Source organism: Pseudonocardia acidicola (assembly GCF_012911935.1).
Taxonomy (GTDB): Bacteria; Actinomycetota; Actinomycetes; order Mycobacteriales; family Pseudonocardiaceae; genus Pseudonocardia; species Pseudonocardia acidicola.
The window spans coordinates 1-26,468 of record NZ_JAAXLA010000077.1 but is presented as its reverse complement, the minus strand read 5'-3'; the positions used below and the strand labels follow the sequence as shown (position 1 = coordinate 26,468).

Here is a 26,468-nt window from a genome sequence, read left to right as displayed (position 1 = left end):
CGGCGGCGACCACCGGATCCACCGGCCTCCGGAGGCGGGAGCGCAGGTTCGGATCCTGCCGGGGGCACCATTGGCGCCAACAGCCAGAATCGGCCCCTCACCTGCTGGAACAGGACGAGGGGCCGATCTTGTCGTGTCCGGACGTCCCTGGCCGTAGGTGGCCGTCGGCGGGCGTCTGTCCCGAATACGTGCAGAAGTTCAGTGAGCTGAAGCTGTACAGGGATCCCGCCGGTGATGCGGCGGGTAACGGAGCCACCCCGGGTAGCGACTGACCGGTGACGTCGGGGGGACGAAGCGCACGAACGGAGCACTCTCCCTGATACATGTTCGAATCACCGCCGCAGCCGGCGCGCTGGCTACCGTCATCGCGCTGGCCGCGTGCGGGGGGCCCGCGACGCCTGCACCCGTCACGGTCACGGTTCCCGCCCCTGCAGTCGCCGCCGCTCCCGCCCCGACGCAGGCCCCCGCGACCGCAGCCGCCCCGGCGACCGTGACGGTCCCCGAACTGAAAGGCCAGAACGGGGCTATCGCCGAGTCCACCTTGAAGGGCTTGGGCTTCACCAACGTGCGTCTGGCCGCGGACCCGGCGTCGGGGAAGTCCCTGGTCGCGCTGCCCGAGAACTGGACCGTGACCAAGGTCGAGCCGAAGGCGGGGACCGAGCTGCCGCCGACTCAGCTCGTCGTCATCACCATGACCAAGTAGATCCAGCCAGGAGCTCCGCCCGGCACGCACGGGCGGAGCTCCTGGCTGTCCCGGTCTGCACCGCTTCGCAGCGGCCAGACTCGCCGGCCTCTCGAAACGCGGTAACTCAACTTGCGGCGAGTCGCACCGCCGGCGCGATGCCGGATACAGCCGGAACGTCTCTGTGCTCGTCCCGCTATCCGGAGGCGGAAGCGGCGAGGCAGCGCACCCGTTCGACCGCCGGATGCAACGATGGAGGCAAGGAACGGAGGTGGCCGACCCCTTCGAGTCCGACGACGAGTACGCCGAGTTCCTGGACGACCTCCACGCCTCACGGCGCGCCGGCGTTTCATGAGCCTGGTCGTCCTCGACGGGGACGTCGCCTCGTCGCTACTCCGCCGGCTCTGGTCCGCCAGTTCGCCGGCAACAACCTCGCAGTCACCTTCGTGGCCGTGGTGGCAGAGTGAGTGACAGCGGAGTGAATGTGCCCGTCCAGGGTCCTCCCGTCGGCATCCACGGTCGGCGGGCTGCCGCCCTCGCCCCCGCAGGAGGATCGCTCCCTCGGCCGGCGGAAATCGGCCACGCCGCGCCGGCCACGTCGAGGGACCGGGCATCGGCACACGACAGCCGAAAGCACTCTCGCGTCACCAGGTGACGTGCAGGGCCTCCAGGCCACGGAAGAAGTAGCTGGCGATGTAGGTGGGCTCGTAGCCGTCGGCGAGGCGCAGGCCGGGCAGGCGGTGGATGAGCGTCTCCAGCGCGACCCGGATTTCCGCGCGAGCCATCGGCGCGCCGGGGCACACGTGCAGGCCCCGGCCGAACGCGAGATGCTCCCGCACGTTCGGCCGGTCGAGCTCGACCGCGTCGGGGTTCGGGAACCTGGTCTCGTCCCGGTTTCCCGAGCCGAACAGCAGCAGGAGGGGCGTTCCGGCCGGCAGGTCCGTCCCGCCGAGGTTGGTGTCCCGCGTGGTGACGCGGAACAGCCCGCGGTGCGGAGCGTCGCGACGCAGAGCCTCCTCCGTGACCTTGGGAATCGCCTTGGCCGGATCGTCGACGACACGGGCGCGGGCGTCCGGGTTCTGCAGGATCAGCAGCATCGTCGCGGTGATCGCGTCCCGGGTGGTGTCGAAGCCGGCCACGCGGGCCGCGCCACGGACGATGTTCTGCACGAGCTCGTCGGAGAGGCCGGGGTAGCCGTTGGCACCGTGGACGAGGTCGGAGATCAGATCCTCACGGGGGCGCTCCCGGCGTTCGTCGATCAGGGCCTGGAGGTAGCGCGTGTACTCGGCCATGCGGCGGGCCGACGCGACCTGTGCCTCGAGTGGGGCCAGGACGTTCCACAGCGTGTTGACGTCGTCGGTCCAGACCTGGATCTGCTCGGTGTCCTCGGGTGGGAACCCGATGATCGCGCTGATGACGGTCTGGACGAAGGGCACGGCGTACTCGGCGACGAGGTCCGCGCGGCCGCCCGCGAAGCCGTCGACGAGTTCGACGGCGCGAGCCCGCATCGTCGGGAGCATCGCGCGCACGCGGGCGCCGGTGAACCCCGCGTCGAACACCCGCCGGACCGGCGTGTGCTCCGGCTCGTCCTCGTTGACGACGGCGTTGGTCTCGGGGACCCCGCCCGCCCGCAGGATCTCGACCACCTCCGGCGGATTGCCGTAGATCTTCGGCACGGCCGGGGCCGAGGAGTACGTCTGCGGGTCGTCGATCACGGCAACCAGGTCGTCGTACCGGGTGACCATGTACGCACCGAGAGTCGGGCTCAGCCGCGGCGGGCCCTGCCGCGCGAGCCGGTAGAACAGGTGCGGGTCCTCGCGGTGGGGGCTGACCATCGGGTTGAAGTCGAACGCAGCGTGCTCGGTCGGAACATCGGTGGCGGTCAAGGCGCTCCTCGGGGGCTGATCACGGATACCGCGAACCGTAGATGTGATGCACGACACCGCCCATCCGGAAACCGCAGTACGAGCGGCCGATAGCCGCAGATCAGCGCCCCTCGCTCAGCGTCTCCGACGGCATGCGGCCGTAGCGCTGGCGGTAGGCGGCCGCGAATCGACCGTGGTGGGTGAAGCCCCACCGCACGGCGATGTCCGTGACGGACGCCTGCGCCGGATCAGCCGCACGGAGGTCCGCGTGCGCCCGCTGCAGCCGGACCCGCCGCAGGTAAGCCATCGGGGACACGCCGACATGCCGCGCGAAGGCGTCCTGCAGGCCGCGGCTGCTCACCCCCACCCTCCGGGCCAGGTCCGCCACGGTCCACGCCGTCTCGGGCTCGACCTCCATCAACTCCACGGCCTCCCTGGCGGTCGACGCTCGCGGCAACGCCGGTGCGACGGCGAGCGCGTCCCGCAACGGGTGGTCGACGGCGTGCAGGAGACCCGCCACGACGCTGTGCGCGAGCGGGCGCGCCACCATCGGTGCTGCCAGCGGGCCCTCCGGGTCCTCCAGGAGGGCCAGGAGGACCCGCGCCAGCCGCCACCACTGCTTCCCCGGGCCGGTCCGCAGGTCGAGGCTCGCGGCGAGCGGGACGACCGACCGCACGGGCCGACCCGCCAGTTCTTCGGTCGCCGACTCCAGTGCCGACCGGTCGATCTTCAGTCCGAAGAGCCTGCCACCTCGGGCCCAGCCGTGCAGCCGGGTACGTCCGTCGGGGCGGTACACCGCCGCGAGCGAGGGGGTGGCGCAGACGTCGGCATGCCCCGTCCAGGTGCGCAGCGGCCCGTCGAGCGGAATGTTGATCTCGTAGGCGCTCTCCAGCTCGCCGGTCTCGACGCACACCTCGCCGGCGTAGGTCAGCAGCCCGACCGACAGCCCGCCCAGGGTCGTCGCCGAGAGCGACATGGCGAATGTGCCCGGATCGTCCAGCACCACGAGCCGGTGGGGGAAGTAGACGCGGCCGCACTCGACCTGGGCCTCGTCCCGCTCGTGCGTCGAGATGGAGATACCCGGCATCGTCGCCTCCGCTCCCGCCCGGCGTCGTTGCCGAGGAGTCGGCTGCCATGCTGACGCCTCCGGCGACGGTGCGGCAACAAGCCCGGGTCACGGCGGACGACCACCGGCGCCCGCGGACGCGTCGCCCGCAGGTCAGCTCGTGGCCCGGACCGGCCTCGGCCCGGGCGGGGGGAGCAGAGGAGGCGGCCCGAGGCGCCCGGGCACGGTGGCTTCCCGTCGGAACGCTGCCGCCGAGGCCGGCGAGCTCTGCACGCGCCAGTCGGCCTCCTTCTGGTGGTCGAACCAGATCAGGACCCGGATCCCGCGGCCCAGGGCGAGGGCGAACAGGTCGGCGATCCAGGCGGCCTTGTCGCCGCCCTGCTCGGCGGAGGCCACCTCGGTGATCGCCAACGGCTGGTCGGTGAGGTCCTGGAGGTCGGCCAGCGAGTCGCCGAACACGTCCTCGGGACTGCGCCAGCCACCCCACGGCAGCGCGTCGCCGCCGTTGTAGCCGTCGACGGCGACCCAGTCGACGGCTCGGTCGCCCGGGTACAGCGGGGCGTAGTCGGCATAGCCGGGAGCATGCACATTGACGCACCAGACCCAGACGACGTGGTGCGCACCCGCTGCGTCGAACAGTTCACGGACGTGGTTCCAGGCGGCGACGGCGTCGGCGGGGGTGTTGCCGTTGACGCCGTCGCCCCACGGGTAGAAGGGCGCGTTCAGCTCGTGCAGGAACCGGAGGCCGAGGCGGCCACCCCAGTTCCGGACCTGCTGGGCGAAGGAGGTGATGTAGGCGTCGTGGGTGCCGTCGGCGATGCGGGCCAGCGAATACCACGGCTGGTCGGCTCCCGCTCCTGGCGCCCATGGCTCCCAGGTGAGCAGGGGAAGCGCCCCGCGTGCTCCGGCGGCAGTGGCCCGGGTGGCGTCGAACGCGGGCGTGCCGGCCCAGCCCTGGTACCACTGGTAGACCCCGACGGGAGCACCCGTGGTGGCGGCGAACCTGTCGATCGCCGTGCTGTCGTCGGCGGCCACGCCGAGGGTGAGTGGCTGCGGCGCGGCGGAGCCCGCCGCCGGCAGCCCGGACAGCACCCCCACCGGCAACACCCTCAGCGCACCATCGCCGACTCGGACCACACGAGTTCATAGCAGATGATCACATGATGTCGCGTGCCGCGACGCGTCGACCTAGGGTGGGACGACTCCGATCAGGGGCCGCATCAGGCGTCGTCCCGGCGAGGTGGCCGGTGGGGACTGCAGCAGAGGGGCATGGTGCCGTGGATCTCGGCCGGGGCGACGAAGCGCGCGTGCGGGCGTTGGAGAACCTGGGCGTGCTCGACACCGGGCGCGAGGAGCGGTTCGACCGGCTCACCGGGCTGGCGCGGCGGCTGTTCGGGGTCGCGTCCGCCGCGGTCACCCTGATCGACCGGGATCGGCTGTACATCAAGTCGAGCGACGGGGCACAACTCCTGGACGGTCCGCGGAACGAGGCGTTCTGCGACCAGACCATCCGCCGGCCCGAGACCCTCGTGGTCGAGGACATGAGGACCGACGCCCGTTTCGCGGACAACCCGCTGGTGACCGGGGATCCGCACGTCCGCTTCTACGCGGGACACCCTCTCACGGCGCCGGGCGGCCACCGGGTCGGTGCCCTGTGCCTGATCGACGACCGACCACGGACCTTCACCCCGGAGGAACGGGTCCTGCTCGAGGAGCTCGCCGACTGGGCGCAGCAGGAACTGACCCGATCGGCGGAGCTGGAGCAGGCCGCGCTGGTACAGCGCGGACTCCTGCCCCGCCATCCCCCGCGGATCGCCGGCTACGACGTGGCCGGGGTCTGCCTCCCCTCGCGCGCGGTGGGCGGAGACTTCCTCGACTGGTACCCCACGCAGGACGGTGGGCTGGCCGTGACGCTCGGCGACGTCATGGGCAAGGGCATGGGAGCCGCGCTGGTGATGGCGATGGTCCGCACCGCGATGCGGTCGACCGGCCGGTTGCACGCACCCGCCGACGCACTGCGGGAAGCCGCCGGCGCGCTGCACGAGGACCTCGAGGAGACCAGCACGCTGGTGACGCTGTGCCACGCAGTCCTGCGCCCCGACGACGACGTGGTTCGCTACGCCGACGCCGGACACGGACTGATGCTGCTCGTGCGAGCTGACGGCTCGGTCCACCGCGACGTCCGGGGTGACCTTCCCCTCGGGGTCCTGCCCGGCGTCGACTGGCACGAGGCGAAGGTCGTGCTCGGTCCGGGCGACGTCGTGCTCGCCTTCAGCGACGGCCTGCTCGACCTCTACCCCGGAACGCTGCTGCACGCGCTGGACGAGATCGCGACGACGATCCGGGCGGGCGGCGAGGCCGCAGACGTCGTGGACCGGTTCGCGGACCGGGCGCACCGGGCGGCGCTGCTCGACGACGACGTGACGGTGCTGGCGATCCGCCGACTGCCCTGAGACGGCGGCGCGATCGCGCGTCCGGTGCCCTCGTCGTCGATTCAATCCTTCGTGTACATGAACGACGTCCGGTGGTGGGTAAAGATCGAGCAGGCCGCGGTGGAGGCCGGGCACGACCATCGGACGTGCGGAAGCACGATGAGCGATGGGCAGACCTGTAGGGGGTGGTCGTGAGCCGGCACCGCGTCGGAGGTCCTCGGCACGGGCTGTTCAGCCGCCGCACACTGATCCGCGTGCTGGTCGTCCTCACGCTGTCGCTGGGCGTGAACTACCTGGTGTGGCGGTGGCTGTACTCGGTCAACTGGGCGAACTGGTGGATCGCTGTGCCGCTGGTGCTGGCCGAGACCTACAGCCTGATCGACGCCTTCCTGTTCGGCGCCACGATGTGGCGGGTGCGTCGGCGCGGGGAACCGCCTCCACCGCCCGACGACGCGACGGTCGACGTGTTCATCACCACCTACAACGAGCCGATCGAGCTGGTCATGGCCACAGCCCGCGCCGCGGCTGCGATCCGGCACCCGCACCGGACATGGATCCTCGACGACGGCGGTCGGGACGAGATGCGCGCCGCCGCGGCTGCCGACGGGATCGGGTACCTCACCCGCAGCCCGGACTGGGAGGACCGTCCGCGGCACGCCAAGGCCGGCAACCTGAACAACGCGCTGTTCGCCACCGAAGGCGAGTTCCTGCTCATCCTCGACGCCGACCAGATCCCCGACGCCGCCATCCTCGACCGCACCCTCGGCTACTTCCGCGACCCGCAGGTCGCGCTCGTGCAGACCCCGCAGTACTTCACCAACGTCGACGACGCCGACCCGCTCGGCAGTCAGGCACCACTGTTCTACGGGCCCATCCAGCAGGGCAAGGACGGCTGGAACGCCGCCTTCTTCTGCGGTTCGAACGCCGTGCTCCGCCGCGAGGCGCTGATGCAGCTCGGAGTCGTCGGCTACGTCCGCGAGGTCGACAAGGCGGTCCGCGACGCACTGGCGACCGCAGCTCGCGTCATCGCGACCGCACGCGCCGAGGCCCGCGGACACGGACCCGCCGTCGGCGCCGCGCTCGATCAGGTCGCGGCGGCGGTGCAGGAGGCACGCAGCGCCCTCAAGGCCGGCGAGCCGGTCGCCGAGGTGACCTTCCGCTTCCAACGACAGGTCGACGACGCGAGCCGCTCGGTGGTCTCCTCGGATGTGGAGGCCATGCGTTCCGACCTGGCCGCGATCGCGTCTCTGCCGATCGAGGCCGACCGAGAGCTCGGCACCGTGGTGGTGGACGACGCCGCCCTCGAACGGCTCGCGCAGCGGGACTGGTCACCGCTCGGTGCGCTGGAGTCGGTGAAGGCGCTCATCGCCGCCGTCGACGTCGACCTCGCGCACGAGGCGCAGCCGGTGATGGCCATGGCGACGATCTCGGTCACCGAGGACATGGCCACCGCGATGCGGCTGCACGCCCTCGGCTGGCGCACCGTCTACCACCACGAGATCCTCGCCCACGGCCTGGCACCCGAGGACCTCGGCACCATGCTGCACCAGCGCCTGCGCTGGTCCCAGGGCACCCTCCAGGTGATGCTCAAGGAGAACCCGCTGTTCCAGCGCGGCCTGACCGCCGGGCAACGGCTCATGTACTTCGCCACGATGTGGAGCTACCTGTCCGGCTTCGCCGCCGTGGTCTACCTCGCCGCGCCGACGCTGTACCTGTTCTTCGGCGTCCGTCCCGTGATGACTTTCGGCGGCGACTTCCTCATCCACCTCGTGCCCTACCTCGTCGTCACCCAGCTGCTGTTCCTCGTCGTCGGCTACGGCATCAAGACCTGGCGTGGACAGCAGTACAGCCTGGCCCTGTTCCCGCTGTGGATCCGGGCCTGCGCCACCGCGGTCGGCAACGTCTACTTCGGCCGCAGCCTCGGCTTCGTCGTCACCCCGAAGACCCGTCCGACCGGGGAGAACCCCTTCCCCTGGCGGCTGATCCGTCCCCAGCTCATCGCCATGGTCCTGCTCGTGGCCGCCGCGGTGGTCGGGCTGGTGCGATTCGCGGTCGGGCTGGCCCCCACACCCCAGGGCACCTGGATCAACCTCGTGTGGGTCGTCTACGACCTCGTCGTCCTCAGCGTCATCATCCAGGCCGCCCGCTACACCGGATACCGACCCCCCGAGCACACCGAACCGGACGACCCGGGAAGCCGGAAGGAGCACCATGATCGAGCTCGACACCACCGTCGGTGACGGCGCCGCGGTCATCCGGCCGAGCGGACGGCTGACGATGATCGTCGCCCCGCAGCTGCGCACGGTGATCACCGACACCGTCGCCTCCGGCCGGTCGCGGATCGTGGTCGACCTCTCGGCGTGCGAGTTCGTCGACTCCTCGGGTCTCGGCGCCCTCATCGCCGGCCTCAAGACCGCCCGCCAGGCCGGCGGCGACCTGCGCATCGCAGGCGTCGGACCGCAGATCGCCACCGTCCTGCAACTGACCAACCTGGACCGGGTCCTTCGAGCGCATGACACCGTCGGCGGAGCCTTCAGTGCCGGGTGACGAGGGCCGCCGGCACGAGTACAGCCTCACCGCGCCCGCCGAGCCGGCGTCCCTCGAACGAGTGCACGCCCTGCTCCAGGAGGTGTGGTCCGACCACGGCGACATCACCGACACCGACCGCATGCTCTTCGAGGTCGCCGTCACAGAGGTCGGCGGCAACATCGCCGAGCACGCCCACGATGGCGCCCCACTCGACTTCACCCTGCACGTCCGCGTGCACCTCGACCGGATCGAAGGCGAGTTCCTCGACAACGGGCGTCGGGCCGAGGTCGATCTCGCCACCGCCGCGATGCCACGCGCCATGTCCGAGTCCGGCCGGGGCCTCGCCCTGACCCTCGCAGCGGTCGACGAACTCGTGTACCGCCGCGACGGCAGCACCAACCACTGGCGCATCGTGCGACTGCGCCGCGCCGGCTGACACGACCCGCCGACGTCGGGAACTACGCGGAGTCCGCCGAGTACGAGGACTCGACCTCGTCCTGTGCGAACACCTGTCGTGGAATGCCTCGTGGGACGAACTGCAGCGCGCAGGAAGCCATCAGAGACACAGGACGCGAACAGACAGCACAGGTAGCAGACGCGAGGGCGTCGACGATCATGTGACTACAGCCAGGTCGGCCCCTCACCTGCTGGAACAGGGTGCGGGGCCGATCTCGTCGTGCCCGACTGACGGCGGTCGTGCGCGACCGTGTGCAGGTGGTTCTCCCCAGGGGGTCCGCAGATCCCTGCGCTTGCCGCCGGCCGCTCGGAGCTGCGCGGTAGCCAGGCACGGCGCACAAGGCCAAGCTCGCACTGGTCAGGGCCGACGCCGGCCGGCCGGACATCGGGTGCCGACGACGTGCCGCGCACGGTGCGGGCGCAACCTTCCGGCACTCACGCCGGTCGGCTGCGAGGCAACCCGCCGGCGAGCCGGTTCGCATCGGCCCTCAGCCGGAAACGTGCGGAGCGCTGCTTCCGCTCAGGAGGTGCTGACCATGGAGTATCTCGTCACCATGACCACCCACGTTCCGGAGGGAACGTCGGAAAAAGCCGTCGACGACATCCGCACCCGCGAGGCCGCACACTCGCGCGAGCTCGCGGCGCAGGGACACCTGCTTCGCCTGTGGCGTCCTCCGCTGCAACCAGGCGAATGGCGCACGCTCGGCCTCTTCGCCGCCGCCGACGACGACCGGCTCGAGGAAGTCCTCGCCTCGATGCCGTTGCGCGTGTGGCGCACCGATGAGGTCACGCCGCTCTCGCGTCACCCGAACGACCCGCAGACCGAAGCCACGAAGACGGCCCCGGAGTTCCTGACCACTCTCACCATCGCCGTCCCGGAGGGCACACCCGCCAGGACAGTCGACGAGACCACGGCGCGCGAGGCACAACGCGCGCGCGAACTGGCCGAGCAGGGACACCTCCTCCGGCTCTGGGCCCTGCCCGCCGAGCCGGGCGAGGGCGAGCCGAGCGCGTTGGGCCTCTGGCAGGCCCAGGACACGGCCGAGATGCAGGCGATACTGGAGTCGCTGCCCCTGTACGCCTGGACCCGTGTGCAGACCACGCCGCTCACCGAGCACCCGAGCGACCCGGCGCTCGCCGCGCGCTGACGACGCCGGTACGCATCACCGGCTACGCCGTGGAGATCAGTCGGACCTGTGTTCTGTCATCCAGTCGCGCAGCGCGTCGCGGATCCGGTCGAAGACGGCCAGCGGAGGACCGGCCAGCAGGTTCCCCGCGGCCGATTCGGGGCTGCCCGGGTGCGGCCGGGTCGGCGCCGTGGCCAGCGCGGCACGCACCGCCCCGGCCATGCGTTGTAGCTCGTCAGCCGACAGCGCCGCACGCAACCGGGCGAACTCCTCGCTTTCCTCGCGGGTGGCGTGCTGTTCGACGGCCTGCTCGAACGCGGTCAGCTTGTCACCGAACTCCGGATGGTCCACGCCGAGGTCGTAGAGCTCCGCGAGCGCGCGCTTGGCCTGGTCCTCCTCCTCCAGCCGGGTCTCGACCACCTGCTCGCCGCCCTCGATCTTGCGGCGCGCGACGGGGTGCACGACCTCCTCCTCGGCGGTCTCGTGCACCGCGAGCAGCCGGACGAGGTCCTCGAACAACTCCCTCTTCCGGTCGCCGGTCGTGGTGTTCAGCTCGCCGAACAGGTTCCTGACCTGGTTGTGCTGATCGACCAGCACCGTCACCACGTCCTGTTCCTGCGTCGCGGTCATGAACGACACCTCCCTCTTGCGCTCCGGTGGATGTCGCATTCCCCGACCGGGGCGACCTATGCGCTCGGGCGCCGAGAACCTCTCCGCGACGGACCGGTCGTTTCCGGCCCACCACCCAACGATTCAGCATCGATCGGCCGCTTCGACGGTTCCGGTTCTGGCCGCCCGCCGTAGACTCTGCTCACCGCCGGGTTCGGCGGCGGCTTCGCCCTGGGAGGCGCGGTGATCGTCCTCGGTCTCGTTCTGCTGGTGGTGGGCTTTCTGCTGAAGATCTCCATTCTGTGGACCATCGGCATCATCCTGCTGGTGATCGGTGTAGTCCTGGCGGTGCTGGGGGCGACCGGACGGGCCGTCGGGGGGCGGCGCCACTACTTCTGATACTTCTGACCGCCGTGGACCGGGCCGGCCCACAGCTGGGCCAGGAAGATCGCTGACCTCGACGACCGCCGAACCGTCCCGGCGCGCCTGCCCGGAACCCGCTCACACGAGCAGCACGAGCTTGCCCCGGACGTGACGCCCTTCCAGCAGCGCCTGGGCCTGCGGTGCTTGCTGCAGCGGAAAGGTCTGCTGCACCTCGATGACCAGACGGCCCTGCGCCGCGCGCCCGGCCAGCCAGGCGAGCTGCTCGGGGTCCGGCTGGACCCACACGTACCGCCCGCCCTGCGCGCGCACGTCGGGATCCACCACCGAGGCGTGCCGCGCCGACTCGCGGAGCAGGCCGGGGGCGGCCCGCAGCTCGTCACCACCGACGAAATCGGCCACCACGTCCACCCGGCCGTCACCACCCACCAGCGCGGCCACCCGCTCGACCAGCCCGGGGCCGTAGCTCACCGGCTCGGCGCCCAGCGAACGGACGAAGTCGTGGTTGCGCTCCGACGCGGTGCCGAGTACCCGGGCAGCGCCGAGTTCCCGGGCGATCTGCACCGCCAGGTGCCCGACCCCGCCTGCGGCCGCGTACACCAGCACCGTGTCGCCCTCGTGCGTGCCGGTGGCCTGCAGAGTCTGCAACGCGGTGAGCCCGGCCAGCGGCAACCCGGCGGCCCGCGTGGCGTCCAGCTCGGGCGGCCGGTGGGCGAGCGTGCGCAGCGGGGCGGGCACCAGCTCGGCGTAGGTGCCGTACTGCACGTCGTCGCGGCGCACATAGCCGAGCACCGGGTCGCCGGGGGCGAACCCGGTGGCGGCCGGGCCGGCCTGCTCGACCGTCCCCGCCACGTCGAAACCCGGCACGAGCGGTTCGTGATGCGGGTACGCGCTACGCAGGAGGCCCTGGCGGATCAGATGGTCCACCGGGTTCACCCCCGCCGCGGTGCCCCGGACCAGCACCACATCGGGTCCGACCGGGGGATCGGGCAGCTCCCGCACGGACAGCACCTCGGGCGGCCCGTACTCGGTCAGGGCGACGGCACGCATGGCCGCCCAACGCGTCGGGGCGCTGCGCCGTTCCCTCCGTGGGACCCGAAGCCCCGTCAGCCGAAGGTGATCAGCGGCTTGATGATGTGGTCATCGGGCCGGGTCGACCCGGCCGGTCTGCATCAGCCGCATCAGCCGTCCCATCCGCTCGCTTCCTCCCGGACACAGGCCCGTGTGGGCGAGGTTGGCCGTGAAGGCGTGGATCTGGCCGTCGAGCGCTCGACCGTGGCCTCACGCGTGCTCAGCCGCCTTGATCTGCCCCGCCAGCTCCTCGGCGTTCGCGTCCAACTCCTCCGAGATGTACTTCTTCACCGCCTTGACGTTGGCCTTGACCTGGTCGGCGTCGTTCGAGGCGTAGACGACGACCAAGCCGGCCTGGCCGGAATCGAGCACCTCACCGAGTTGCTTCAGGTCCTTGTTGCTGAGGCCGCCTCTGAGGTGGCCGGTCAACGCCCCGATCCCGGCCCCCAACGCGCCTCCGGCCAGCAACCCGATCCCCGGCAGGATCGCAGACACCGCGCCGATCGCGAGACCCACGAGGGCACCGTGCCGGGTGGGCTGCTCGTGCTTGCGAACGACGTGGCTCTTACCGCTCTCGTCGCGCTGGATCACGGCGGCGTCGAAGTGGTGCCCGGTCCCTGCGATCTCGTACAGCTTCTTGACGGCCTCGTAGTCGGCCTCGGCCTCCTCCACGCTGTCGTACGACGCAGCGAGAACCCGCACCGTCTCGTCTTTGCTGCTCATCCCTGCAGTCCTCACTCCGGCTCGTGTGCTGAACGTTCGTACTGATCGGACCCGGCGAGGTGATCGGGTGCATCACCCGGGCAGGGTGACAGCGACCCGTGAGCACCACCGATCGGCGCACGCGGGCGGCGCTGTCCGGGTACTCCTGGCGACCACGGTCGGGCACGGGGCGCTCCGCCCTGCCGCACACGGTGGCCGCGGCAGGCAGGAGACCCGGACATGTCGACGACCCCGCCGCAGGACATGCAGGTGGTCGAGCTCGCCATCAGCGGCGTGACCTGCGCGGCGTGCGCCGCGCGCGTCGAGCGCCCTCCCGGGCGTCAGCGCCGCCGTCAACTACCGGTGGCCACGGGTGGCGTCGTCCGGGGGGTCTGCGCGCTCGCCGACACGGTCCGGCCGGAGGCCGCCGACGCGGTCCGCGAACTGCGGCGTCGCGGGCTGCGCACCGTTCTGCTCACCGGCGACACCGCCGGCACCGCCCGCGGCGTCGCGGCCGTGGTGGGTGTCGACGACGTGATCGCCGGGGTGCTGCCCGGCGAGAAGGCCGCCGTGGTGGCGGCCATGCAGGCCGAGGGGCGGTCGGTCGCCGTGGTCGGAGACGGGGTCAACGACGCGCCCGCACTCGCCCGCGCCGATCTCGGGCTGGCCGCGTGCGGTCTGCTCAACCCGCTGATCGCGTCGGCGGCGATGGTGCTGTCGTCGCTGCTCGTCGTCTCCAACAGCATGCGGCTGAACCGATTCGAGTTCGCACAGGTCCCGGCGATTCGGTCCGGTCGCCAACTGTTCACCCGTTTCCACCGATTCGCCGAGTAACTGAATTTCCAGCGGATTTGTCGGCGCCCGCCGTACCGGGGTTCGGTATAGCGGAGCGGAGATCGGCGTGCTTACCCTGACGTCGCCGGCGGACGGCCCGGCAGGCAAGGAATGGCAGAATTGCAGAGATGTCCGAGAAGGCCCCCACCACGCTTTCCCACGCCATTCACGGCCGGCTTCTTCGCTGAGTTCGCCAGGTCCGGGGCACACGGGAACGGGAGCGGGCGATGATGGGGCCGGCGTGGGCGGGCTGGGCGTTCGTCCTGGCGTTCATGCTCATCGCCGTGCACTGCGCGGCGCGCCTCGTGATCCGGCGGCAGGTTGCCGGGAGCGACGAGCAGGGCACCGGCGCCACGGACCTCACGCACCTGCTGCTGGCCCTGGGCATGGCGGCGATGTTCCTACCGGTCGGGGATCCGATCCCGCTGCCGTGGGGCGCCGCGCTGTTCGGGGTGGTTGCGCTGTACTGGCTCGTCGCCGAGCCGCGGCACCGGGCCGGGGCCGCCGGCGGCGGCATCACGGTCAGGGGTCCCGGCCTGCACCACGTCGTGGAGAGCCTGGCGATGGTCTACATGTTCCTCGCCGGGTCCGGCGGTGCGATGGCGACGGACTCAGGAACGGACATGCCCGGGATGGCCGGGATGTCTCGGGGACCCGTGGACGTTCCCGCCCTGACCTGGGTCTTCGCGTTCTACTTCCTCGCTCACCTGGTCTGGTCCGGGATCCGGGCGATCGAGCCTGCGACGGCGCCCGGCTCCCGGGGGGTGCTGCATGCGGCCCCGGTACTGACCGCCGGGCGACTGGTCATGGGCGTCGGCATGACCTACACGCTGCTCGCGATGCTCTGAGGGGCGTCGCCGACATGCCGGGCCGACCGATTCTGCGCGTGACGCGGGCTGCGGCGTTCGCCGCGATCTGCGTGGCGCTCACCGCCACCGCGCACGGGATGGCGTCCGGGATGCCGATCGGGGCCACCGGCCTCGGCGCCGCCTACGCCGCCGTGTTCGGTGCCGCGCTGCTGTCCGGGGAGCGGGAGTGGTCGCTCGGCGCGGTCGTCGCGGCGATGCTGGCGGCCCAGGTCGGGCTGCATGTGCTCTTCATGTGTGCGGACAACGCACACCCCGACCTCATGCCCGCCGGTGCTGTCGCGATGGCGGCCGGACCGGGCGGCCCCGGGATGCTGCTCGGGCACGCCGTCGCCGGGGTGCTGGCGGGACTCTGGGTCCGGCGCGGGGAGGCCGCGCTGTGGAAGGTGCAGCGGGGCCTGGAGAGCCTGGCCACGGCCCTGCGCCGCCGGGTTCTGGTGCTCGCCGTGCTGCTGCGGGGCGACCCGGACCCCGTCGGGGTCACGGTTCGGGCGCGCCGGTTTCTCGGGCACCGGCCCGGCCGGCCGGCTCCCGGGCTGATCCGGCACACCCTGATCCGGCGCGGGCCACCGGTGCTGGTGCGTGCGCGGACACGGCCGCCCCGGCGCCGGTTTCCGCGCACAGGCGGCTCCGCCGCCCCATCCGACACCCTGTTCGCCCGCGTGTACCGCGCCGGGCGCCCGCAACCTCACGGAGTTCTCCCATGTCTTCAGCCACCGGACGCCGGTGGCGACGTGTCGCCGTCATCGGCGCCACCGCCTCCGTCGCCATGCTCGCCGTCGTCGGCTCCGCCTCGGCCCACGTCACCGTGCACCCGAACACCGCCGTCCAGGGGGGCGACGCCACGATCGCCTTCCAGGTACCGAACGAGGAGGACGCCGCCTCGACGACCGAGTTGCAGGTGAGTTTCCCGACCGACCATCCGATCCCGTCGGTCGCGATCCAGGCCGTCCCCGGGTGGACGGCGACGGTTCAGAAGACCACGCTGGCCACGCCGGTGACCACCGACGACGGCCAGGTGACCCAGGCCGTCTCCATGATCACCTGGACCGGAGGCAAGATCGCTCCCGGGCAGTTCCAGCAGTTCGACGTGTCACTGGGCAACCTGCCCTCGAACACGACCGACCTGACGTTCAAGGCCGTGCAGACCTACGACAACGGCGACGTGGTCCGCTGGATCGACGAGGCCGCGCCCGGCGCCCCCGAACCCCAGCACCCTGCACCGGTCCTGCACCTGACCCCGGCCGCTGCGGCCCCGACGGCCGCATCCGCCACCGCGGACGCCTCCGGCACCACCACCGCGGCGCTCGTGCTGGCCGTCGTCGCTGTCGTGCTGGCGCTGATCGCGGCGGTACTGGCCGGACTGGCCCTGCGCCGGCGCATCGGCAGCACGGGTCGCGGCACCGTCTGAGATGACCGACCGTCGGGCGCCGGGGTGGACCGGTCGCATCCTGCGGCGCGGCGCGGCCGGGCTGCTGCTCGCCGTGCTCGCGCTGCCGGTCCTGGCCGGGACCGCCTCGGCGCACGCGGTCCTGATCTCCACCGACCCGGGCTCGGGCGCCGTGCTCGCCGCGGCGCCCGCCCGGGTCAGCCTCACGTTCGGCGAGACGGTCCAGGTGGCACCCGACGGGATCCGGGTGTTCGCGCCGGACGGCACCCGGATCGACGACGAGCACGCCGACCACCCGGGCGGCAACGGGGCGAGCGTCGGGGTGGCACTGCGCGCGGGCGGGGGCTCCGGCAGCTACACGGTGGCCTGGCGGGTCATCTCCGCCGACTCGCACCCCGTCACGGGCGCCCTGGTGTTCTCCGTGGGGCATCCCTCGGCGACCTCGGCGGCGCCACCGGCCCCGCCCGCCGGCGACGCGCTGCTCGGGGTGCTCTACGCCGTGGTCCGCACGGTGGGCTACATGTCGTTGTCGGTGCTGGTCGGGACCGTGGCGTTCGCCCTGTCCTGCTGGCCCGCCGCGATCACCCGCACCTGCGTGCGACGGACCGCCCAGGCCGGTTGGGCGTCGCTGGTACTGGCCACGGTGGCCACCCTGCTGGTGCAGGGGCCCTACGGCTACGGCCTCGGCCCGGCGCACGCGCTGGACCCCGGGATGGTCGAGCGCACCCTCGACCTGCCGCTGGGCGCCGCACTGGTCGCGCGGCTGCTCCTCCTCGTGGCGACCGCGATCTACCTCGGCCGGCTGGTCACCCACCTGCCCACGGCCACGGCGCGGACGCGGCGCGGCCTGGTCGTGGCCGGCGCCGCGCTGGCCGTCGGCCTCGCCGCGACCTGGTCGTTCGCCGGGCACGCCGCGGTCGGGATCCAGCCCTGGCTCGCCGTGCCGGTGGACGTGGCGCACCTGCTGGCCATGGCGGTGTGGCTGGGCGGGCTCGCCGTGCTGACCGTGCTGTTGCGGCCGGGGGCTGCGGACCGCGCCGGCCGATCGGACGGCGCCCGCGTCGCGGTGGAGCGCTTCTCCCGGATCGCGCTGGCCGCCGTCGGGGTACTCGTCGCGACCGGCGCGTACCAGACCTGGCGCCAGCTGGGCAGCTGGTCCGCGTTCACGACGACCGGCTACGGCCGCCTGTTGCTGCTCAAGCTGGCCGGCTTCGCCGCGCTGGTCGGGGTCGCGGCGCTGTCCCGGCGATCGGTGCAGCGGATGCGCCGGGTCCCCGAACCGGTCCCGGCCGACGTCGGGCGCGGGCCCGCCGACCCCGCTCCCCCGCCGGTGCCCGGCGTGGCCTCGCTGCTCGCGCTCCGCCGGTCGGTGCTGGTCGAGAGCGCGATCGCGGTCCTCGTGCTGGCCGCCGCGGCGACGCTGGTCAACGCGGAACCGGGTCGCACCGCCCTCGCCGCCGCGGCGGCGGCAGCGCCGCCCGGCCCGGTCAGCAGCACGCAGGCCTACGCCGTCGGCGGGCCCGCCGGCAGCGGAACCCTGCAGGTCACCGTGGACCCGGCCCGCACCGGCCCGAACGTGGTGCGGATCGCCACCGGCGACCCCGCCGGCCGGCCGGTGGACGTCGCCGAGATCGACGTCGCGCTCACCCTGCCCGCTGCGCACCTCGGCCCGCTGCCACTGCCGGTGACCCACGACGGGACCGGGCGCTACCGGGCTGCGGGCGAGGTCCCGATCGCCGGTGCCTGGCAGCTCGGGGTCACCGTCCGCACCTCCGACTTCGACGAGGGCACCTACTACACCGCACTGCAGATCCACTGACGCCGCGGGCGGCCACCGGGAACCGGTCGTGCTCCGGCGGCGATGCCGCACCTGCGCTCCTCAGTCCCCCGCCCAACAGCCCATGATGACGTTCGCGACGATCAGGGCGGTGCTCGCGGGAGTCGTGGGCGGCGAGCCGAACTGCGCCGGCAACGCGCTGTCGTCGACGAGTAGGACCTTCCAGTCCTTCCGGGCGACGACCGAGCCGTTCGACGTGGTGAACGCGCCCTCGCCGAGCCCGTGCAGCTCACGGGTGTTCCCCAGCTGCTGCCCGAGCCCGTCGACGTAGGCGAACGTCTCCGGCCAGCTCGACAGCTCTTTCACCGAGACCACGAAGGAGCCGGTCGGGTACACGTAGCGGCAGGAGTACACGTGGTCGACCCACGCCGGGGTGTCCACCCGCACCGGGGTGACCCCCAGCGCGGCAGCGATGTCCGGTTGCGCCTTGCCGCACACCATCCTCGAGATGTCGGAGGGGTCGGCACCGGCGGGCAGCGGAGCGGCTGAGGAGGCCGGGGGGCGGGTCGCCGCGGCCGGCGGCGGCCCTCCGGGCCCCGGGGCGGCCCGAGTGCTGCACGCGCCCGCCGGCAGTGTCACCAGGACGACCAGTGCCACGGCCACCGGGAGGCGGCGGAACCGCATCAGGCGAGGGTAGTCCCGATGGCACGCCACCGGGACCCCGTCGCGGCCTGTCCGGGGACGAGCTCCCCGGCTAGGCTCGCACCTCGCCTTCCGCCTGGATCCGGCGGCGATCAGCTGCCCGCGCCGGCGACCGAGGGAGGCCTGGTCCGGCATGGCACGCGCACACGTGCAGACCCGCGAGCCGCTGGGAGCCGACGCGCACCGGCTCGCCACGGCCGAGCTGTCGATCGACGGCATGCACTGCAGTTCCTGTGCTGTGCGCACCCAGCGGAAACTCCGAAAGCTCCCGGCCGTCGCCAGCGCGTCGGTCAACCTGGCCACCGCGACGGCCTACGTCGCCTACGACCCGGACGCCTGCAGCGTGGACGACCTGTGTCGCGCCGTCGAGCAGGCCGGCTACACCGCCGAACCGGTCGACCAGCGGGCCGCCGCGGGCGGCTCGGCGAGCCGGTGCGACCGGTGGGGCCTGCGCGCCGCCCTGTCCTGGCCGCTCGCCCTGCTGGCCGCCGCCGTCGCGTTCCTGGCTCCGCAGAGCGTCCGCTCCGGGTGGGCCGTGCTCCTCCTGGCCGCGGCCGTCGTGTTCGTGGGTGGTTGGCCGTTCCTGCGCAACAGCGTGCGGCTGGCCCGCCGTGGAGCCACCAACATGGACACCCTCATCGCGCTCGGGACGACCTCGGCGCTGGCCGTGAGCGCCGTCGAGGCCGTCGCGCTGGGTGGGCGGCACGTCCACCTCGGCGGTGGTGGCTCGGTCGCGGCGGACCTGCACGGGGTGATGGCGCCGATCATCGTCGCCGTGCTGGCGTCGGGACGGTGGATCGAGACCCGGGCCCGGGACCGCGCCACCGACGCCATGCACTCGCTGCTGGCCCTGCGACCACCGACGGCGCGCCTGGTGACCGAACCCGCTGACGAACACGGCGAGCTCGTCGCGCCCGAGAGCGTCCCCGTCGGCGCCCTGGTCCGGGTGCGGGCCGCGGAGGCCGTTCCGCTCGACGGCGTCGTTGTCGCCGGCGGGTCGGCGGTCGACGAGTCCATGCTCACCGGGGAGCCGCTACCGGTCGATCGCCGTCCGGGTGATCCCGTGACCGGCGGCACCCGCAACGGCGGCGGGGTGCTCGTCGTCCGGGTCACCGCGATCGCCGCGGAATCCGTGCTGGCCGGGCTGCAGCGACTGGTCGATCAGGCACAGCGGGACAAGCCCCAGCTGCAACGGATCGCCGATCGCATCAGCGGGATCTTCGTCCCGGCTGTGCTGGCCGTCGCGGCCCTGGCCCTCCTCGGCTGGTGGTGGGTGGGCGGCGACCTCGGAAAGGGGGTCCTCAGCGGCGTCGCGGTCCTGCTCGTGGCGTGCCCGTGCGCCATGGGCCTGGCGGCCCCGGTCGCGACGATGGTCGGGCTCGGCCGGGCCTCGGCGCTCGGCATCCTGATCCGCAGCGGTGACGCACTGGAACGACTGGCGAAGGTCGACACCGTGGTGGTCGACAAGACCGGCACCCTGACCGAGCGGTCCGCGTCGGTGAGCGCGGTCATCGCGGCACCCGGCGTGACCACGGCCGAGGTCCTGGCACTCGCGGCCGCGGTGGAGGCCGAGAGTGACCACCCCATCGCGCGCGCCATCTGCGCGGCAGGTCCGCCGCAGCACGCGGCGGCGCGGAGCCGGGTCCTCCCCGGTGGCGGCGTGTCCGGTGTGGTCGACGACCACCCGGTGCGGGTCATCCGGCCGGACGCCCGGACGCTCCCGGAGCCGATGGCGGGGGCCGTGTCCGCGTACCGGTCCCGAGGCGACACCGTGGTGTGGGTCGAGCGCGACGGGACGCTGGTCGGCGCCATCGCGGTCACCAACCCGGTCCGCCCGGAAGCCGCGGCGGCGATGGCGGCGCTGCGGGAGTCGGGGACGCGGCTGGCCGTCCTCAGCGGCGACAGCGCCCCGTCGGTCGAGGCCGTCGGCCGGGCGGTGGGGATCGACGAGACCCACAGCGATCTGCGGCCCGCCGACAAGGTCGGCGCCGTGCAGGCCCTGGCCGGACAGGGCCGGCACGTGATGATGGTCGGCGACGGCGTCAACGACGCGCCCGCGCTCGCGGCCGCCGACGTCGGCTGTGCCATCGGCAGTGGGACGGAGGCGGCGCTCACCACCAGCCAGGTCGCCTTGCTGGGCAACGACCTGCGAGGGGCCCCGGCCGCGGTCGGGGCCGCCGGCGCCACCGTGGCCGTGATCATGCAGAACTTCGGCTGGGCGATGGGATACAACATCTCCGCGCTGCCGCTGGCCGCATCCGGGCTGCTCGATCCGCTCGTCGCCGCCGTCGCGATGGGCCTGTCGAGCCTCATCGTCGTGTTGAACAGCCTGCGCCTGCTGCGCATCGGCCGCCGGGGCATCGACGGGATCCGACCGGTCACGCCCGCGGCCCGTGCCCGCGGTTTCGGCTTCTCCACCGCGCTGCCGGTCCTGCTCTTCGCCGGCGCCACGCTGGTGGCCCAGGTCGTCTCGCCGGCCCGTGATCAACCACTGCTGCCCGGCGTGCCCACGCTCTCCCGGGTGCCCCTGGCCGACGGCCGGCTGGCCGAGGTGTCGCTGAGCGCACAGGGCGGCCTCGACACGTTCCACCTGTACTTCTACGACACCCCGGGCGGCGCCGAGGCCGGCGCCGCCGATCCCGCCATCACCGCTGTGCTCGATCACGACCGGCGCCCGTTGCGGCCGGTCCGCCTCGGCAACGGTCACTTCGTCGCCTACACCCCCGAACTCCCACCGGGGATGTGGACGTTCCGGGTCGAGGCGACTGTCGACGGCCGGCCGGAGGCCTTCGACGTGCAGCAGCGCGCTGGGTAGGACCAGGGCCGGCGCCGCCCACCCGGCCGGCTCGATGTTCTGGTCGAGCCGGAAGAGTTCTGCGGACCGCACCGACCGCACCGGATGGCAAGCGCCGACCGGAGCAGTGTGCCGGGATTGTCGCTACGTCACCTGACCCCTGCACGGGACAGGGAGCCCGACCGCGGACATTCCGGGCGTCCGATTGGTCGCTTGCCCCGGTGGAGGCCCGATGTTTGCCTCGTTGCGGACCCGTTGGGTCTCGACGACGTGGGGGGATTCGATGACAACGGCGCGAGATGGCCGCTGCCCCGGGGCGGCCCCGGACGAGACGGCACCGAACACCGACGGCAGGTTGACCCGGCGCTCGATGCTGGTCACCGGAGCCGCGACAGCCGGACTCGCCACACTCACCCTCGCCGGGTGTGGGTCCGCACCGTCGCAGGCCCCGAGCGCCGGCCCGGGCGCCAACGCCCCCGCCGGGCCACCGCCGGCAGCTGCCGGGAGTGCCGCCCCGGCATCGCCGCCGCCGGCGGCTGCCCCGAGCGCGGCGGAAGCACCCGCGACCGCTCTGGCCGCACCCGCGGGGACCCGGCTGGTCGCTCTGGCCGGCATTCCGGTCGGGCAGTCGGTGTCGGCGACCGGCGCCGGCGGGCAGAAGCTGATCGTCACCCGGACCGGGCCCGACTCCGCGGTCGCCCACAGCGCGATCTGCACGCACATGGGCTGCACGGTGGCCCCCGCCGGCGCACGGCTGAACTGCCCGTGTCACGGTTCGGTCTACACCGCGGCGACCGGCGCGGTCGTCCACGGCCCGGCCTCCGCGCCCCTGGCTGCGGTCGCGGTCACGGTGTCGAACGGTCAGGTCGTGCAGCCCTGAGCCGATCGCCGGCTGATCGGCCCGGCCGCCGCCGGGCCACCTGCGGACCCGGGGCATCCGGCTCCGGGGTGGCCGGCGCGAGCCGCAGCACCGCGACGAGGGGCTCACGCCGGACCACGGCCTCGACATCGGCGAGCAGCGTGCGGGCGTGCGTGAGCAGGTGCCGGCCCGCCCCGGTCAGGTCGCCGCCGCGCCGGTGCCGGATGAGCGGCGCAACGCCGAGCTCGTGCTCGAGGCGGGCGATTTCGGCGCGCAGCGGCGGCTGGGTCAGGTGCAGCCGGGCGGCGGCCCGGGTCACCGAACGCCCCTCGCCACGGTGACGACGTTGCGGAGCTGCCCCAGATCGATAACTCAGCGTATGGCTACCAGTCGCGATGCGTAGTGGACATTTGGTTGGATGTGCACAAGGGTGAACTGCTCCCCACGCCGAGTGACGCCGCTGGAGGCCCGGTGCACGACTTCGAGTATCAGGCCCTGCCCGCTCGCGCGGTGTTCGGTGCCGGCGCGGCGCACACCCGGCTGTCCGGGGAGTTCGATCGACTCGGCGCCACCCGGATCCTGCTGGTCGCCACCGAACGCGAGCGGCCGCTGGTCGATGAGCTGGTCGCACCGTTCGCGAACCGCGTCGTCGCCACGTTCACCGGTGTCCGCCAGCACGTTCCGGTGGCGGTGGCGCAGCAGGCCCGCGAACTGGCCGCGTCGGTGGGCGCGGACGCCGTGCTGGCCGTCGGCGGGGGGTCGACGACCGGCACGGCGAAGGCCATCGCGCTGACCACGGGGCTGCCGGTCGTCGCCGTGCCCACCACCTATGCGGGATCCGAGGTCACGCCGCTGTGGGGACTCACCGAGAACGGCCGCAAGACGACGGGGACCGACCCGGTCGTGCTGCCCCGCGCGGTCGTCTACGACCCGGAGCTGACGCTCACGCTGCCGGCGGATCTGTCCGCGACCAGCGGGCTGAACGCGATGGCGCACTGCGTCGAGGCGTTCTGGGCGCCGCGGCGCAACCCGATCAGCTCGCTGGTCGCCGAGGAGGGCATCCGCGCGCTGGCCACGGGGCTGCCCGCCGTCGTCGCCTGCGGGGACGATCTCGAGGCGCGCTCCGAGGTGCTCTACGGCTCCTACCTCGCCGGGGTGGCGCTGGCCGGCGCCGGCACCGGCCTGCACCACACGATCTGCCACGTCCTCGGCGGCGCCTTCGACCTGCCGCACGCAGCCACGCACGCGGTGGTGCTCCCCCACGTGCTCGCGTTCAACGCCCCGGGTGCACCCGACGCCGCCCGCCGGATCGGCCGAGCCCTGGGCGGGGGCGACCCGGTCCACGCGCTGCGGGCCCTCGGGACGCAGCTGGGCATCCCCCGCGGGCTGCGCGAGCTCGGCATGCGCGAGGACCAGATCGACGAGGCGGTCGCGTTGGTGGCCGCGACCGTTCCGGCCGACAATCCGGTCCCGGTGGACGCCGCAGCGCTGCGGGGACTGCTCCGGGCGGCGTGGGCCGGCGAGCCCGGGACGACGGAAGAGGAGCAACCATGAGCGTGGATCCCGACCAGGAGACCAAGGAACTCACCGCGCGGGAACAGGCGGTCACCGACGAGGCGGTCGCGAGCTTCGACGCCAGCGCGTCCGTGCGCTACCGCGAGGTCATGCAGAGCCTGGTGCGGCACCTGCACTCGTTCGCCCGCGAGGTCCGGCTCACCCAGGCCGAGTGGGAGCAGGGCATCGAGTTCCTGACCCGCACCGGGCACATCACCACCGACAAGCGGCAGGAGTTCATCCTGCTCTCGGACGTGCTCGGGCTGTCCATGCTCACCGTCGGCATCAACGCCCCGGCGTCGGCCGGGGCGACCGAGTCCACGGTGTTCGGCCCGTTCTTCGTCGAGGGAGCGCCGGAGGTACCGCTCGGCGGCGACATCGCCCGCGGCGCCAAGGGCACCCCGTGCTACGTCGCGGGAACCGTGCGGTCGACCGACGGGACGCCGGTGCCGGGCGCCCGCATCGAGGTGTGGGAGGCCGACGAGGACGGCTTCTACGACGTGCAGTACGAGGGCGACCGCTCCGCGGGGCGCGGCTGGCTGCGCGCCGGTGACGAGGGCGAGTACCGGTTCTGGTCGGTGCAGCCGTCGCCCTACCCGGTCCCGCAGGACGGCCCGGTCGGCGAACTGCTCACCGCTGCCGGGCGCGGCGCGATGCGGCCGGCGCACCTGCACTTCAAGGTCGACGCCCCCGGCTACCGGACCCTGATCACGCACATCTTCGTGGCCGGCGACCCCTATCTCGACCGTGACGTCGTGTTCGGCGTCAAGGACAGCCTCGTCGTCGACGTCGTCACCGAGCCCCCGGGCACCGCCCCGGACGGCTCGCAGCAGGACGGGCCCTGGGCCCGCGTCACGTTCGACATCGTTCTCGCCACCCAGCAGAAGGAGAATGAATGACCAGCAGTGCCGATGCCGCATCGGGTGCCGACCTCGAGAACGCCCCGGAGGCCCGGTTGGGCACCACCGCCGAGGGCGATCTCGAGACCGACGTCCTCGTGATCGGCAGCGGGCCCGCCGGCGGCGCCGCGGCCCTCGCGCTGGCCACCCTCGGGGTGCATCACCTGGTCATCACGAAGTACCGCTGGACGGCCAACACGCCCCGCGCGCACATCACCAACCAGCGCACCGTCGAGATCTTCCGGGATCTGGGCATCTCCGACGACGTCCTCGCCCAGGGCACCCCGCACCACCTGATGGGCGAGACGGTGTTCTGCACCAGCCTGGCCGGCGACGAGATCGGCCGCGTTCGCACGTGGGGCACCCACCCGGCCCGGGAGGCCGACTACGTGCAGGCCAGCCCGTCGCCGAACTGCGACATCCCGCAGACGCTGCTGGAGCCGATCATCGTCGGGCACGCCGCGTCGCGGGGCAGCCGGATCCGCTTCGACACCGAGTACGTCGGACTGACCCAGGACGCCGACGGCGTCACCGTGCAGGTGCGCGACCGGGTCACCGGGGCCGAGTTCCGGATCCGGGCCAAGTACGTCATCGGCGCCGACGGCGGGCGCAGCCAGGTCGCCGCCGACGTCGGGCTTCCGTTCGAGGGCGAGATGGACCTCGCGGGCAGCATGAACATCGTCTTCCACGCCGACCTCTCCCGCTTCGTCGAGCACCGGCCCAGCGTCCTGTACTGGGTGCTGCAGCCCGGCTCCGACGTCGGCGGCATCGGCATGGGCGTGGTGCGCATGGTCCGGCCGTGGAACGAGTGGATGGCGATCTGGGGCTACGACATCGACCAGCCGCCGCCCGAGGTCGACGACGAGATGGCGACCCGCATCGTGCACGAACTGGTCGGCGACGACACGATCCCGGTGACGATCCGCTCGACGTCGCTGTGGGGCGTCAACCGGATGTACGCCACCCGTTACCGCGCGGGCCGGGTCTTCTGCGCGGGCGACGCGGTGCACCGGCACCCGCCGTCGAACGGGCTGGGCTCCAACACCTCGATCCAGGACGCCTACAACCTGGCCTGGAAGCTCGCCTACGTGCTGCGCGGCAGCGCCGGGGAGGGCCTGCTCGACTCCTACGACGCCGAGCGCGCACCTGTCGGCAAGCAGATCGTGCTGCGCGCCAACAAGTCCATCGAGGAGTTCGGGCCGATCTTCGAGGCGCTCGGGCTCACCGGTGAGGCCGACCCCGAACAGATGCGCCACCGCATCGCCGCCCGCGCGGACGGCACCCCGGAGGCCGCGCGGAAGCGGGCCATGCTGCGCGAGGCCCTGGAGCTGAAGAACTACGAGTTCAACGCGCACGGCGTGGAGCTGGGCCAGCGCTACGCCTCCGGCGCGATCGTCGGCGACGGCACGCCGGAACCGGCGTACACCCGCGACCCGGAGCTGTACCACCACCCCACCACCTGGCCGGGCGCGCGGCTGCCGCACGTCTGGGTGGGCCGGGACGGGCGCAGGGTGAGCACCCACGATCTCGCCGGGAAGGGCCGGTTCTGCCTGCTCACCGGCATCGCGGGTGAGGCCTGGGCGGACGCCGCCGCCGCGGTCGCGGAGAAGCTGGACATCGAGATCGCCGCGCACGTGATCGGCCCGGGCCGCGAGTACATCGACCTGTACGACGACTGGGCCCGGATCCGCGAGGTCGGCGAGGACGGTTGTGTACTGGTGCGCCCGGACGCGCATGTCGCGTGGCGCTCGGCCGTGTCATGCGTACGGTCGGCAAGCCCCGGCACATGTACCCGGTCGGCTTCCTGTTCGGGCTGGGCTTCGACACCGCCACCGAGGTGTCGCTGCTGGTGCTGGCCGGCGGTGCGGCCGCC

The 26,468-nt window shown here is 72.7% G+C and carries 23 protein-coding genes and 2 pseudogenes; 17 read left to right on the top strand and 8 right to left on the bottom strand.

All coding sequences use genetic code 11. The features are described from left to right. The first annotated feature begins 490 nt into the window (after positions 1 to 490). Entirely contained in the window at positions 491 to 703 is a 213-nt protein-coding gene (locus HF526_RS37125; RefSeq protein WP_169384674.1) for a PASTA domain-containing protein, read from the top strand. 623 nt (positions 704 to 1,326) lie between these two features. Here HF526_RS37125 and HF526_RS28515 read toward each other — a convergent pair. The 3 genes from HF526_RS28515 to HF526_RS28505 all read right to left on the bottom strand — a co-directional run bounded on the left by HF526_RS28515 (position 1,327) and on the right by HF526_RS28505 (position 4,711). Next, entirely contained in the window at positions 1,327 to 2,568 is a 1,242-nt protein-coding gene (locus HF526_RS28515; RefSeq protein ID WP_169384673.1) for a cytochrome P450, read from the bottom strand. Between the two features lie 100 nt (positions 2,569 to 2,668). Then, positions 2,669 to 3,634: a helix-turn-helix transcriptional regulator gene (locus HF526_RS28510; protein WP_169384672.1), complete on the bottom strand. Its 966-nt coding sequence runs from the start codon at positions 3,632 to 3,634 to the stop codon at positions 2,669 to 2,671. 132 nt (positions 3,635 to 3,766) lie between these two features. Then, positions 3,767 to 4,711 carry a glycosyl hydrolase gene (locus HF526_RS28505; protein WP_169384671.1) on the bottom strand — a complete coding sequence of 315 codons (945 nt, stop codon included), beginning with the start codon at positions 4,709 to 4,711 and terminating at the stop codon, positions 3,767 to 3,769. Between the two features lie 149 nt (positions 4,712 to 4,860). Between HF526_RS28505 and HF526_RS28500 the strand changes: the two genes are divergently transcribed. The 5 genes from HF526_RS28500 (at position 4,861) to HF526_RS35825 (ending at position 10,178) form a co-directional block, all read left to right on the top strand. Beyond that, positions 4,861 to 6,066, top strand: a complete 1,206-nt coding sequence (locus HF526_RS28500; protein WP_211177926.1) for a PP2C family protein-serine/threonine phosphatase — start codon at positions 4,861 to 4,863, stop codon at positions 6,064 to 6,066. A gap of 233 nt (positions 6,067 to 6,299) precedes the next feature. After that, a complete protein-coding gene (locus HF526_RS28495) occupies positions 6,300 to 8,285 on the top strand; it encodes a glycosyltransferase family 2 protein (protein ID WP_338051818.1) in 1,986 nt (661 codons plus the stop codon). Next, positions 8,257 to 8,592: an STAS domain-containing protein gene (locus HF526_RS28490; protein WP_169384669.1), complete on the top strand. Its 336-nt coding sequence runs from the start codon at positions 8,257 to 8,259 to the stop codon at positions 8,590 to 8,592. The genes HF526_RS28495 and HF526_RS28490 overlap by 29 nt, the downstream gene beginning before the upstream one ends. Beyond that, positions 8,582 to 9,010, top strand: coding sequence for an ATP-binding protein (locus HF526_RS28485; protein WP_211177925.1), 429 nt, complete (start codon positions 8,582 to 8,584; stop codon positions 9,008 to 9,010). Before HF526_RS28490 ends, HF526_RS28485 begins: the two co-directional genes overlap by 11 nt. Before the next feature lie 556 nt (positions 9,011 to 9,566). After that, positions 9,567 to 10,178: a muconolactone Delta-isomerase family protein gene (locus tag HF526_RS35825; RefSeq protein WP_169384667.1), complete on the top strand. Its 612-nt coding sequence runs from the start codon at positions 9,567 to 9,569 to the stop codon at positions 10,176 to 10,178. Between the two features lie 36 nt (positions 10,179 to 10,214). On the opposite strand, the gene HF526_RS28475 is transcribed toward HF526_RS35825, so the two are convergent. Continuing rightward, complete coding sequence (locus HF526_RS28475; protein WP_169384666.1) at positions 10,215 to 10,787, bottom strand: hemerythrin domain-containing protein; 573 nt, start codon at positions 10,785 to 10,787, stop codon at positions 10,215 to 10,217. Positions 10,788 to 11,009: 222 nt separating this feature from the next. Here HF526_RS28475 and HF526_RS28470 point away from each other — a divergent pair, with 222 nt between their 5' ends. Then, complete coding sequence (locus HF526_RS28470) at positions 11,010 to 11,165, top strand: DUF6131 family protein (protein WP_169384665.1); 156 nt, start codon at positions 11,010 to 11,012, stop codon at positions 11,163 to 11,165. Between the two features lie 102 nt (positions 11,166 to 11,267). Here HF526_RS28470 and HF526_RS28465 read toward each other — a convergent pair whose 3' ends face one another. Both HF526_RS28465 and HF526_RS28460 read right to left on the bottom strand, forming a co-directional pair. After that, the gene (locus tag HF526_RS28465; protein ID WP_169384664.1) at positions 11,268 to 12,197 is read right to left on the bottom strand and encodes an NADP-dependent oxidoreductase; all 930 of its coding nucleotides are present in this window, start codon (positions 12,195 to 12,197) and stop codon (positions 11,268 to 11,270) included. Positions 12,198 to 12,428: 231 nt separating this feature from the next. Then, a complete protein-coding gene (locus HF526_RS28460; protein WP_169384663.1) occupies positions 12,429 to 12,941 on the bottom strand; it encodes a DUF1269 domain-containing protein in 513 nt (170 codons plus the stop codon). A gap of 219 nt (positions 12,942 to 13,160) precedes the next feature. Between HF526_RS28460 and HF526_RS28455 the strand changes: the two genes are divergently transcribed. The 4 genes from HF526_RS28455 (at position 13,161) to HF526_RS28440 (ending at position 17,829) form a co-directional block, all read left to right on the top strand. Further along, positions 13,161 to 13,754, top strand: a complete 594-nt coding sequence (locus tag HF526_RS28455) for an HAD-IC family P-type ATPase (protein ID WP_169384662.1) — start codon at positions 13,161 to 13,163, stop codon at positions 13,752 to 13,754. A 227-nt stretch (positions 13,755 to 13,981) separates the two neighbouring features. Continuing rightward, positions 13,982 to 14,602 carry a DUF5134 domain-containing protein gene (locus HF526_RS28450; protein WP_169384661.1) on the top strand — a complete coding sequence of 207 codons (621 nt, stop codon included), beginning with the start codon at positions 13,982 to 13,984 and terminating at the stop codon, positions 14,600 to 14,602. A gap of 721 nt (positions 14,603 to 15,323) precedes the next feature. Then, positions 15,324 to 16,031 (top strand): YcnI family copper-binding membrane protein, encoded by a 708-nt coding sequence (locus HF526_RS28445; RefSeq protein ID WP_169384660.1) that lies wholly within the window; start codon positions 15,324 to 15,326, stop codon positions 16,029 to 16,031. Between the two features lies 1 nt (position 16,032). Then, on the top strand, positions 16,033 to 17,829 hold the full coding sequence (locus tag HF526_RS28440; RefSeq protein ID WP_169384659.1) for a FixH family protein: 1,797 nt from the start codon (positions 16,033 to 16,035) through the stop codon (positions 17,827 to 17,829). 60 nt (positions 17,830 to 17,889) lie between these two features. Here HF526_RS28440 and HF526_RS28435 read toward each other — a convergent pair whose 3' ends face one another. After that, positions 17,890 to 18,471: a hypothetical protein gene (locus tag HF526_RS28435; protein ID WP_169384658.1), complete on the bottom strand. Its 582-nt coding sequence runs from the start codon at positions 18,469 to 18,471 to the stop codon at positions 17,890 to 17,892. 151 nt (positions 18,472 to 18,622) lie between these two features. Between HF526_RS28435 and HF526_RS28430 the strand changes: the two genes are divergently transcribed. Together HF526_RS28430 and HF526_RS28425 are read left to right on the top strand one after the other, a co-directional pair. Next, positions 18,623 to 21,304, top strand: coding sequence for a heavy metal translocating P-type ATPase (locus HF526_RS28430; RefSeq protein ID WP_169384657.1), 2,682 nt, complete (start codon positions 18,623 to 18,625; stop codon positions 21,302 to 21,304). A gap of 262 nt (positions 21,305 to 21,566) precedes the next feature. Next, positions 21,567 to 22,163, top strand: a complete 597-nt coding sequence (locus HF526_RS28425) for a QcrA and Rieske domain-containing protein (RefSeq protein WP_239029266.1) — start codon at positions 21,567 to 21,569, stop codon at positions 22,161 to 22,163. Here the strand turns inward: HF526_RS28425 and HF526_RS28420 are convergent. After that, positions 22,129 to 22,461, bottom strand: coding sequence for a LysR family transcriptional regulator (locus tag HF526_RS28420; RefSeq protein ID WP_338051817.1), 333 nt, complete (start codon positions 22,459 to 22,461; stop codon positions 22,129 to 22,131). The two genes, HF526_RS28425 and HF526_RS28420, sit on opposite strands and share 35 nt — an antisense overlap. Positions 22,462 to 22,613: 152 nt before the next feature. Between HF526_RS28420 and HF526_RS28415 the strand changes: the two genes are divergently transcribed. From HF526_RS28415 to HF526_RS37120, 4 genes and pseudogenes are all read left to right on the top strand, one after another. Next, entirely contained in the window at positions 22,614 to 23,696 is a 1,083-nt protein-coding gene (locus tag HF526_RS28415; protein ID WP_169384656.1) for an iron-containing alcohol dehydrogenase, read from the top strand. Continuing rightward, positions 23,693 to 24,595 carry an intradiol ring-cleavage dioxygenase gene (locus HF526_RS28410; RefSeq protein WP_169384655.1) on the top strand — a complete coding sequence of 301 codons (903 nt, stop codon included), beginning with the start codon at positions 23,693 to 23,695 and terminating at the stop codon, positions 24,593 to 24,595. Before HF526_RS28415 ends, HF526_RS28410 begins: the two co-directional genes overlap by 4 nt. After that, positions 24,592 to 26,289, top strand: a pseudogene (locus HF526_RS28405) (FAD-dependent oxidoreductase); the annotation flags it as partial. The gene HF526_RS28410 and the pseudogene HF526_RS28405, both read left to right, overlap by 4 nt. A gap of 53 nt (positions 26,290 to 26,342) precedes the next feature. Beyond that, positions 26,343 to 26,468 (top strand): annotated as a pseudogene (locus HF526_RS37120) (HoxN/HupN/NixA family nickel/cobalt transporter); the annotation flags it as partial.